We start from the raw sequence: 10,404 nt of genomic DNA, 5'->3' as shown, positions 1-10,404 counted from the left end.
GAGGTCACACCGTGGCTGCGGCGGCACAGAAGCTTGACGTTCTAACACGCTTGCTCGCAACGCGGCCGCCCCGCCCAGTTCGACGCGGCCGACATCTAGCTCTCGACTGGCCGGTCGAGCATGGCCTGACCAGCCACGGTTCCTGTGTACGACACGCCCGGGGGAAACTGTTCCGAAGGCCGAGTCGGTCACCGTCCGTGAGCTACGAACGAGGCAGGGTCGAGACTATTCGATCAAGATCACTTCGGTTAAGCACGCATGTTCATGTTTGCGTGCAGTCCCGTATGGGCGGCCACATTCACCAAGCTCCAACTTCCGGGTTTGGAAGTGTGCCTGGAACTCGCGCCATTCCTCCTCGGTCGGTTCGCGGTACTCGACCTCGGGCCGAACGGCTCGCCGCCGGTCCAGGAACGCGCGGTAGGTCCGAATCAGATGCTCGTCGAAGACGGCCATGTAGGCCTGAGTGGTGGTGATGTTGGCGTGCCCGAGTAGGCGGGCAATGATATGGACGGGAAGCCCGCCGGCGACGGCCTCCGTGGCGAAGAAGCGGCGGAAGTCATGGGGTCGGTAACGCAGTGGTTTGTTGTCGGCGGTGGTCAAGCCGGTGAGGACGAGGATGTTGTCGAGCAGCCGGTAGATGGTGGCCTGGTTGGGGACTTCCCATTTCCAGCCGTTGGGCTTGTGCTGGAACAGGTGCGGGAGCGGCGGACCGACCACGCATTCGTGTGGGTCGTAACGTGCGGTCAGAGGAACGGTGTCGTCGTTGTCGCGACGGAGTCGGGTGATGATGCTGGCTAGAACGCTGGCCAGTTCCGGGCTCACCAACAGGAGTCGTTCCTCATTGGACTTCGAGGGGACGATCTGCAGCATCGGCACGATCTCGCCGGTGTCGGGCAGCTGGTAGGAGACCAGCCCGAGGTGGGTGATCTCCAGCAGTTCCTCGATGCGGACCCCGGTGTGGCGCAGGACTTCGATGACGGCCCACCCCCAGAACGCGTCATTCTCGGCCTGATCCAGGTTGAGTACCTCGCCGGTCGCGAGGTCCTCAAGATGCAGCGGTGCCGTGGCGTCCCGGTAGTAGGTCGTCTCGTATGCCTTCGGTGCCGTGCGGCAGTACCTGCGCCCGTTGTGGACGAACACGTCTCCGATCGCGACACTCGAGGCAGTGGTGTGCAGGGCCGCCATGTCGGCCTTGTGCCGCTCAGCGGTGTCGACCAGGACCGGCAGGTGTGGAAGTCGCTCCCGAACCCGTTGGTGCATCGCAGCCGCCCGCTTCTTCATGGCCCTCCCCTGGCCAGCGAGGTCGCTCTTGCGGACCGGGCTGGGGAAGCTCCACTGCGCCCAGGACGGGTCCTCCACCGCCCACTCCTGAAGGTCGCGGTAGAAGCCGCGGACCAGGGTGAGGATGCCGTGGTGCCCCTTCCGAGGCCGGACGCTTCCGTCCTTCCCGACGACAATCTTCACCCGTTCCCTCCAGGCCGCGGCGACATCTCGGGGGAGGTCGAGGGTGTCGACCGTGGGCTGATGGCGCTCGATGTCAGCCCAGAAGCTGCCTACGAGGGTGCCGACCAGGCTGGTGAAACTGCTGTAGTCGAGCGCGGGTCGACGTTCGTCGAGGTAGCGGACGAGCACGTCGCGCACCGCACGGCACCGGACCTGGTAGGCGTCGACCAGTTCCGTCGTGGGGCGCTGGCCATGTCGCAGCGCGTCCGTGAGCGTCGCATGATCACCGAGCTGCGCGACACCGTGGAGCAAGGCCCATGCTGGTCCGACGCCGTAGGCGCCGCCGCCGTTGTTGTTGGTTCTGTGACGCAGTTGCCAGGCCCGAAACGTCAGGATGTCCTCGCCGGTGAGCTGGTCGACGTCGCGACCGGTGTGCAGCACGATCTTGCTGATCACGACCAGCGCTTGCCTGAGTGCCACCGACGGCAGCTTGAGTTCCTCAGCCCGGGTTCCGAACAGGGCAAACAAGTCTGGCCGAAAGGCTTCTCGTGCGTAGCCGTAGAGCACATGAGCCTTGTAAGCGGCAAAGAACCGATAGCTGGGAAAGACGGCTCGGCAGAGCAATAGACTGGTCAACCCGGCGCCGACGTTCGCCCGGACCGTGACGGAGCTGCGCGCATCGCCGTCGATGACGGTGTCGACCCAGTCCATGCCGCTGTCCGCGCCCGAGTTGACCCATCGTTGCTGCCATCCGTCCCCGGGATGGGACGCCAACCACTCCAAGATCGTGCGGCCGCCGCTGGTGATACGGCCTCGACGACCGTTCCGCAGGTTCGTCGACGGCCAGGTAGGCAAATCCGGGAACAGGCCAAGGATCGCGTCGATGGACCACCGATCCCGGTCCCCACCAGGGACCGGAGCCTCCAACAGCTCATCGTGCCACTTGGCGATGCCGGGGGTGCGCTGCTGACCAGGAAAGAGCGCCTCCACTGTCTCGATCAGGTCGGTCACGACAGCTTCCTCCCGAAAAGCACGTCCAGGTCGGTGGCGTCATAGGCGCTCGCGACCGGTGGTGGCTGCTGTGCGCGGTGTTCGCGTTCGGCCAGGTGGCGTTGGACGCGACGGATGACCTGGACTTCGTCCTCGACGGTGTAGACGTCGGCGGTGGTGGCGAGGTGGGCGTGACCGAGGATGACCTGCACGTCCTTCATCGAGAGGCTCTCGTCGCGGGACATACGCAGGGAAGCGGTGTGGCGGAGGTCGTGCATGGTCCAGTTCGTGCCCAATACGGCGTTGACCCGCCGCCAGACCGCCCGTAGCGCCTCGTAGTTCAACGGCTGGCGCCGGAGACCGTCGCCGTGGTCGCGGCGCCGTAGGGTCCACCAGATCGGGTCGTTCGGGTCCAGCGGTTCACCAAGATCGGCGAGGTAAAGATGTAGCCAGGTGAACGACTCCTCGCTGGCCGGCAGCCACTGCTCAGCCTCGGTGCCCTTGCGAGTCACCCGCACGAGTTGGTCGCCCCAGTCCAGGTCCACGCCGCGGACGCCGAGTAATTCGGACGCGCGGGCCGCGCAGCTGATGTCCATCGACAGCAGTGCCCGATCTCGGTTCGAGCGCAGCCCGCCGAACACGTCCTTCCAGCAGTTGTCGGGCATCTCTCGCGGTCGGCGCTTGGGGACCTTCGGGTTGTAGCGAATCTTGCCCTCCGGACGAAACGGCGCCAGCGGGTTGTGATGAGCATGCGGCCGCCGAGCCCGGTGGCGGCGGTCGAGCTGCACCGGGTTGATCAGCGGACCCGCCCCGGCATCGTCGATCCAGAACGCGTAGAACGCCCGGACCACCGCGTTCGAGTGCCGGATCGTGCGCGGCTCGTACCCGTCACCGAGGTGCTGCTTCCGGGTGATCGAGTTGACCGTGCCCGCCGTGGCTGCAGACGCCGTGCGCGGTGCCTGGCGTGGCTTGCGTTCCTGCTGTAGCCACAACACCAAGTCACGGACCTCGACCGGGGTCGCCTTGTCCCACTCGACGCCCAACGCACGCAGCCAGCGCCACCAGCGCATCAACACGTACGCATAGCTGCGCACTGAGCCCTTGCTGGTGTCCCTCGCGACGAAGTCGGTCAAGTACTGGCGGATCGGCTCCACCGGTACGCCCTCATTGTCGACCACCAGCCACGGCACCGGCCCATCGGCTCGCACCACCCGGCCCCATCGGGGCAACCGGATCGCCGCGATGTCCCGGGCTATGTCATCGAACACCCCGCACCCCTTTCTCGATCAAGGTGCGTGAGGTCTACCGGTCGAAACGAGTCGGGTATCTCGGCCAACTCGGCGTGTCGCGTCGTAGTCCGGTCAATAGTCAACGTTCGACACCGACACGCCGCAAACAAGATCCTCAAAGCCACCGGGCATCAGTGGGCCTTCTCCAGTCTGACCCGATCACCGGGCTGCCGAGCCCACTACGACCGCCGCCGCGCAGCCGGCGACCGACACGCCGCTGCGCTCCGCAACCTCTACGGCCGCCTCCTCACCTGCCTCCACCACTGCCTGACCACCGGCACCACCTACGACGAGACGCGGGCCTTCCCGGCCATCCACACCTCGTAGCGCCGAGCGGCAAGGACATGGGCCAACGACACGACGCTGATACAGCCACGAAACTTCGCCGGGGCCCGTGAGTCGAAGCGGTGGCCGGCACGGCCGGGACGTGAGAATGATGCGGTGGTAGACATCTCGCCAGATCGGCTGGACGCGATTGAGCAGTTTGAGCCGACCCGACGCGGGCGGGCCCTTGAGCACTTCGTGGCCGCATTATTCCGTCAAGATCACTTTAGTGTTCGTCAGGACGCGGGCGCCGCGCGTCCACGGCAGACCGACGTATTCGCGTCCCGGACCACCGAGACGTACCTGGTTGAGTGCAAGTGGCAAACCGACAAGGCCGACATCGGCGACATCGACAGTCTCCGAGCACGGCTGCGACGGATCGACCGCTCGGTCGTCGGGCTGCTGGTCAGCATGTCGGGCTTCACCAGTACGGCGGTGCAGGATGTCGGGGACCACCGGTGGCAGCCGATTCTGCTGATCTCCGGTGAGGAGCTACGGCTGGTCACACGGCCGTGGGGGGAGTCCTTGTTGAGCCTGCTCTGGCGCAAGAAGGATGCCCTGATCGGGGACGGCACCGTGCTGCTTGACGCGCCACCGAGGAAACGCACCAGCAAGCGCCGCGTCGCGCTCCCTCCAGCCGAGGGCCGCTTCATCAACGTTGAAGGGGCGGAAAGCCCAGTCGTGGAGTGCGGGGGACGGTTCGACCCACTCGTCTTCGTCCAGGACCTCCGCGATATCGATTGGGTTCCCGCCGCCGGGCATGGCGTCACACTCGACCTCACTCCCGGGGTCTACGACGAGCAGGAGGTCCTCGACCTCGTCGACAGGCTGGCCGACCTCGGGTGGGCGACGCCCGAGGCGCGGTGGAGCATCCAGCAGTCAACGAGGAACTGGCACGGCCTGGGGTGCGCCGCCTTCGCGACCGAGTTGCCGAACTGGGGCAAGCGAGCCAGCACCCCGGAGGCTCACCACAGCGAGGAGATCTGCTACGTCGATCATTGCGACGGCGGGTTCTACACGCTCACCGCGAAGCTGTCCGCAGAGAGCAGCCGGCTCACGGAGTTCGCCCACCTGTCATTCCAGCTTCAGGGGATACCGCTGGACAACGGGCCGTTGCTGCAACTATGCCGGTCGGTCGGGGTCCACGAGGGGTTGTACTTCCGTCCCCGCGCCGACGAGTCCGTCACCCGCCACCGTCCAGCCAAGCCGTACGCCGACACTGTGCAGCCGATCCACTGCTTCGTCACGCCATCGCCCCTGCCCGACGATCGAGACCCCGACTGGGTTACCGGCATCGTCATCATCAACCCCTTCTACGACCCGGAGCACAGGCAACCAGCGAAGCGGCTCCCTGAAGGGCTCAACTCGCTCCGGGATTGCGAACAGCTCGTCTGCGCCCTCCATGACCATCACCCGTACCGGGATGGACGCCAGTACACCTACCGTCTCACCGGGTTCGAGCACGCGCACACCTCGGATGTGACGGTGTGCCGCCCGATCGTGGACTGGGACCGGGACGATGACACTGCGGCGTCCGGTGACCTGTCCGGACCGGACCGGTCGTGACCTCGTCCTGGCGGACCTCCGCCGGACATTGATCGGACGCGGGTCCCGCAGCGTTGCGGACCGGATGTTGAACCGGTCCCGGTCGCGGGAGAGGTCCACAGTCCGTGCCCGACGAGGACACTCCGCGGACGTAGCGGCCTCTTCCCCGATGACGAGCACGACCCCTTAGCGCAGTCCACGTCGGCGCGGTGCTTGCGTGGGTGGAGACGCTACCCGACGGGGATGACTCGGCTGAGTCGCATGCCCTGTTCTCTCCCTCACCGGATCGGGCCTTGTGCTGGCACCGAGCCGCGTCGGCCTTCCGGCGATATCTGCCGGGATCGCTCGCGCGGCACGGTGTGCGGCGGCGGCGTGGTGGACGCGCCCGCGCATCTGGTGCCACGCGCCGATCTCGGCGATCAGCGACGCCAGCGCAACGAGCAGGGCCGCGGTGGCGAACTTCTCGTGTCCACGCCCTGACAGGGCGCCGACACGGGCGAGGTGGCGGGCGGCCCAGCGCAGCTCGCGAGCCAACGGCCCCAAGTCGCCTGGCGTCCCTCGTGCGGGCGTACGAGTGGCGCGGTCGAAGGTGTCGAGTACCGCGCTCAGCTCGCCCGGCTCGCGGCCTTCCTTGGCGGCCGACAACGTGGCGAGAACTTCGCCGGCGGCGTGGGCGACGCCGTCGCCGTCTTCGTGGCCGGCGTGAAGCGCGGCGGCGGCGCGGTTGACCACCTCGGCCGCCTCGGCGAGCACGCCGCGGCGTGCCGCGGGGGTGGGATGGCCGCTCTCGGTGCGCGGGAGCGGGACGGGTTCGCGGGTGGGTGTGCTGGCCCACCGCTCAAACAGCTTCGGCCACGTCAGATCGCGCGCTAGTTTGCTCCCGGAGTAGAGCACCGGCCTGCCCTCAGCGTTCACGTCCGTGGGCAGCCCGACCGCGTAGCCGCGGACCTCGCCAGCACTCGTGCGTTGGACCCGTACCACGAGACCTTCCAACTGGAGCAACCGCAGAAACTCCCCACCATCGCGGGATGCCGCCGCAGCCTGACTGACCACACGCCGCAGCTCGACCCGGGCCGGTTCCCGACGTCCGGTGCGCTCCGCCTTGCCCACTTCACGGCGCGTGGGTTGACGCGACGCGGTCCAGTCGATATCCGGAGTCGGGGTCAGCCCGAGTTCCTTCTCCAACTGCTGGCATGTCTCCCGCAGCTTGGCGAAGTCGTTGCGCGGGTAGACCCGTCGACCGGTCGTCTCCGACACGAGCGTGGCGACCAGGTGGATGTGATCATCGGCGTGCCGCACAGCGATCCATCGCGCGCCCTCCTGCTGAATCCCGACCGCTGTCATCAACCGTTGCGCGATCATCTCCCACTGCGCATCGGTCAGCGTGGGATCGTCGGCGTGGAGCCGGACCGGGCAATGCCACACGTAGCCTGGCCGCAGCACGATCCGCTCCGCCTTCGGGTCGTAGCGGTGCCACCGCACCCACTCCGGCGCCTCTCGAGGAGGCCTGCGCTTCCCCGAGGCACGAAGCCACTCCGACCAGTACTCGGCCTCCCGCTGCGCGGCGGGGTCACCGAGGACCGGCGGGCCGGGTGGCGGGCTGCTGACCGGGAGCTTGGCCCGTCGTGGCCATTCCTCCATCGTCGCGTTCAGCGGACGCAAGTCGAAGTCGAACTCACCCGGCTCGATCACCTCCTCGCCCAACCGCACGGCGGGCAGCTTCGGCGGCTGATGGAAGCCCGGCGCTCCATCCCAACTGGCGACCACTCGCGGGTTGCGGTGCTCCTCATGACGTCCCGGTCCGAACAGGTAGGCGATCAACCCGGCGGGCCGCCATCCGTACGGTTTCACCACGTGGGCGATCACGACCGCAACACCTCGGTCACTTGGCCCAACTGCTCATCGGTGCGGGACACCAGGCGCCGCACCATCCGCAGCACCGCGTCGGCCTGCTCGCGGATGGAGGCCACCTCGTGGGTGGAGTTGGCGTGCTTGGCGACATCGTTCAAGTTCCCACCGATGTTGGCCAGCACGTTCCGCGTCGACCGCACCTGCTCGGCTAACTCGACGAGCACTTCCCGACTGGCCGGCAACCCACTGAGCCGCCACCGCGCGGCATCGTGCGCGACCTCGGCTATCCACGCGCCCGGACGCTTGCCTGCCATCGCGGCAGCCGCGACGATCCGCGCCCACTCCACATCGGTGTACAAGATGGTGGCGCGTTGCCTGCGACGCTCACCTTTGGCGTGTTCACGATTCTTCAACTCGGGCAGCAGTTCATCCTGCGGCCCGGTTCCCCCCGAAACCATTGCCGTTCCCCCGATTCGGCCGGCCGGCCCGAGGCCCCCACCTCGTTTCGGCCCGTAGGGCCAGTATGGCAGGCCGCGCAGCGGCCTGCGCAAAAACTTTAAGTTTTTGCATATCTTGCTCTGTGCGGGGAGGCGAATTAACGCATGTTGCCGGACGCTCTGAAAGCACACCTTATCCGCTTCGCGTGGGCGCGGAAACACGCGCCCAATTGCATCCACCTATCGTGTGTACGGGCCCGGACAGTGCCAGCGTGGAAACCCGCCGGTTGTGAGCTGCTGCGCGCGGTGGCAAGCGGGCGCAGCTCCACGCGCGACCGTCCTCGGCGGAGTATGCACCTGGCGGCCGGCACGCATAGACCACGACCCAGATGCCCGCTTCCGGCCTCCGTCACCCCACTTCCCGCCGTGCGCAGTCAGCTCACGCGCTGGGCCTGGTGCGTCGGTGCCGAGGTAGCACAACGCCCCGCTCCCGGGGAGGCCGGGAACGGGGCACTGCAGTCACCCAGACGCGGCCGCTACCACCGGCTGAGCGCGTCGTTGATCAGGTAGGGCAAGACCCATTCCGGGTAGCTGGTGCTTTCGCAGGTGCCGCCCCAGTACACCGGGCCGTAGCCGCCCAGCATGGCCTCGAACACCCCGGAGTTCTCCAACCGGTCGTAGTCGGTGAGCAGCCAGTAGATCACGTGGCGCTCGCGGTCGAGCACCACGGCGTTCCGATAGATCAGGCCCTCGGGATGCTGCAAATACGGGCGCTTGGGCCGCGACATCGTGTCCGCGATGTAGGGCGGGTACAGGGTTTCTTCGATGCGATCCGGGTCGGTCAGCTGGGCAACCGCGCGGGCCGCTGGCGTCCCCTCGACGACCTCGGCGACGTTGTACTCGCGCACGTGCCTGAAGGTGACCATCCCGCGGTCGTCGGCCCGCGCTTCGAGCAGCCGCTGCCCCGGGCCGTCGAGTTCCACCGATCCGCCCCGGATCACCGCGTGCCGGTCGGCCAGCCAGTAGACCGCGTCCCACTCCTCGAAGACCACCAGCATGTGCCCGTTGTCTGGGAACTCTTCGAACCTCAACTCACGGTAGGTTCCCTGAGCCTCATCGGCCTGGGGGACCCCCGCTCCGGACGCGCTCTGGTTCTGCTCGGTGTCGCCGTCCTGGCGGCTGTTGCTGGTTTCCACAGCAGGCTCTCCTCATCCTCGATGTAATGGATTTGCTTGGGATTGGTGTCGGCACGACCGGGCGTGTTCACCGGAATCCGACACACCAATAATACCCCGGTGGGGTATGTGGTTTTGGGCTGAAACGGCCCGGGAGTACGCGGTTTTCGTGAGTCATCTCAGCGCCCAAGGAGGAGCGTTCGTTGGTCCCGAGCGGCTCGTCGTGGACGCGGAAACCACCCAGCTGCATCCGCTGCGGTCCTGGAGGATGTCGGCAGCATCGACGCCATCGGTGCGGGTCCGACGCGGCGTGGCAACGGTCAGTCGGGCTGCCCGTTGTTCGCCGCTACAGCGCACTCTCGGTCGCCATCGGTGCTCCCAAGCCGAGGCCAGCAAAGGCCAATGGCCGGACGCCTGTGAGGGCGCCCGGCCATGGACAAGTAGGGCGGCGTCGGTCAGCTGTGCCGCGCAAGTTCGATGATGCGGCGCATGGGCAGGTTCTTCTTGAAGGGCTCGCCCATGCGGGTCTCGGCGTCGGCGTACTCCTGCGCCAACTCGCGGTTCAGCCGTGCGGACTGGACCAGGTCCTCCCGTGCCGCGAGGGGGCAGAAGCGGCAGGAAAGCCGTCGCATTCCCTGGTCGTAGGCGGGGTGGTAGGGCAGGGACTGGGAGCGGATCGTGGACCAGACCTGTGTCTCGGTGAGGTGGTGGATGGGCAGCCAGGTGTGCACGATCCGCTTCGTTGCCGCGGTCATGCGGTGCCGCTCGACGACCGGTTTCTTCGCGCCTGCGGCGGACTCCTCGGCGCGCATCCCAAGGGCGTAGCCGGCGCGGATCGGCCGGCTGAGGCCCTTCTCACGGGCGAGTTCGTCGATGTAGTCCCGCCCGACTGCCGTCTTCAGCTCGCTGGTGCAGTACCGAGCGAAGTGGCCCGGCCACCTGCCGCGCGAGAGGATCCGGGCGAACAGGCTCGACCAGCGAGCGCTGCGGCGCACCGCGAACGGCACCCCGTACCGGGCAGCCTGGCGACGCGCGACATCTTCAGCACCTGGCCACTCCACCAGTTGGCCACCAGGTGTTGAACCGAGGTCACAGTGCAGCACCCGGACCTTGTGCAGCGCGCCCGCCGCGTCAGCCTCCCGGCAGACCGTGTCCAGGCACAGCGCGGAGTCCTTCCCGCCGGAGTTACCGACCACGACAACGTCCTGTGCGTCCCAGTCCATCTCGGCCATTGGCGGTGCGGCGAACAGTGCGAGCTGGGCACTGCACGGAGCACCACAGGCCGGGCGCGGTCGCTGGTTGCTCGTGCGAGACGGACCATCCGCAGTGGTCTCGTTGGGCGTGGTGATG

The 10,404-nt window shown here is 67.3% G+C and carries 7 protein-coding genes; 1 reads left to right on the top strand and 6 read right to left on the bottom strand.

The features are described from left to right. Positions 1–225: 225 nt before the first annotated feature. Together ACJ73U_RS11535 and ACJ73U_RS11530 are read right to left on the bottom strand one after the other, a co-directional pair. On the bottom strand, positions 226–2,454 hold the full coding sequence (locus tag ACJ73U_RS11535; protein ID WP_407777565.1) for a tyrosine-type recombinase/integrase: 2,229 nt from the start codon (positions 2,452–2,454) through the stop codon (positions 226–228). Beyond that, a complete protein-coding gene (locus tag ACJ73U_RS11530) occupies positions 2,451–3,701 on the bottom strand; it encodes a tyrosine-type recombinase/integrase (protein WP_407777564.1) in 1,251 nt (416 codons plus the stop codon). The genes ACJ73U_RS11535 and ACJ73U_RS11530 overlap by 4 nt, the downstream gene beginning before the upstream one ends. A 462-nt stretch (positions 3,702–4,163) precedes the next feature. On the opposite strand from ACJ73U_RS11530, the gene ACJ73U_RS11525 reads away from it, so the two are divergent. Continuing rightward, positions 4,164–5,612 carry a restriction endonuclease gene (locus ACJ73U_RS11525; RefSeq protein ID WP_407777563.1) on the top strand — a complete coding sequence of 483 codons (1,449 nt, stop codon included), beginning with the start codon at positions 4,164–4,166 and terminating at the stop codon, positions 5,610–5,612. Between the two features lie 165 nt (positions 5,613–5,777). Here the strand turns inward: ACJ73U_RS11525 and ACJ73U_RS11520 are convergent, their stop codons facing one another. The 4 genes from ACJ73U_RS11520 to ACJ73U_RS11505 form a co-directional block, all read right to left on the bottom strand. After that, positions 5,778–7,457, bottom strand: a complete 1,680-nt coding sequence (locus ACJ73U_RS11520; RefSeq protein WP_407777562.1) for a relaxase/mobilization nuclease domain-containing protein — start codon at positions 7,455–7,457, stop codon at positions 5,778–5,780. Then, entirely contained in the window at positions 7,454–7,993 is a 540-nt protein-coding gene (locus tag ACJ73U_RS11515) for a hypothetical protein (protein WP_407777561.1), read from the bottom strand. Before ACJ73U_RS11515 ends, ACJ73U_RS11520 begins: the two co-directional genes overlap by 4 nt. A gap of 422 nt (positions 7,994–8,415) precedes the next feature. Next, a complete protein-coding gene (locus ACJ73U_RS11510; protein ID WP_407777560.1) occupies positions 8,416–9,075 on the bottom strand; it encodes a hypothetical protein in 660 nt (219 codons plus the stop codon). A gap of 434 nt (positions 9,076–9,509) precedes the next feature. Further along, on the bottom strand, positions 9,510–10,404 hold an 895-nt coding region (locus tag ACJ73U_RS11505; protein ID WP_407777559.1), incomplete at its 5' end, for a phosphoadenosine phosphosulfate reductase family protein.

Source organism: Actinophytocola sp., from assembly GCF_045807065.1.
GTDB lineage: Bacteria > Actinomycetota > Actinomycetes > Mycobacteriales > Pseudonocardiaceae > Actinophytocola.
The sequence above is the reverse complement of the archived record's forward strand: the minus strand, read 5'-3'. Positions and strand labels throughout refer to the sequence as shown.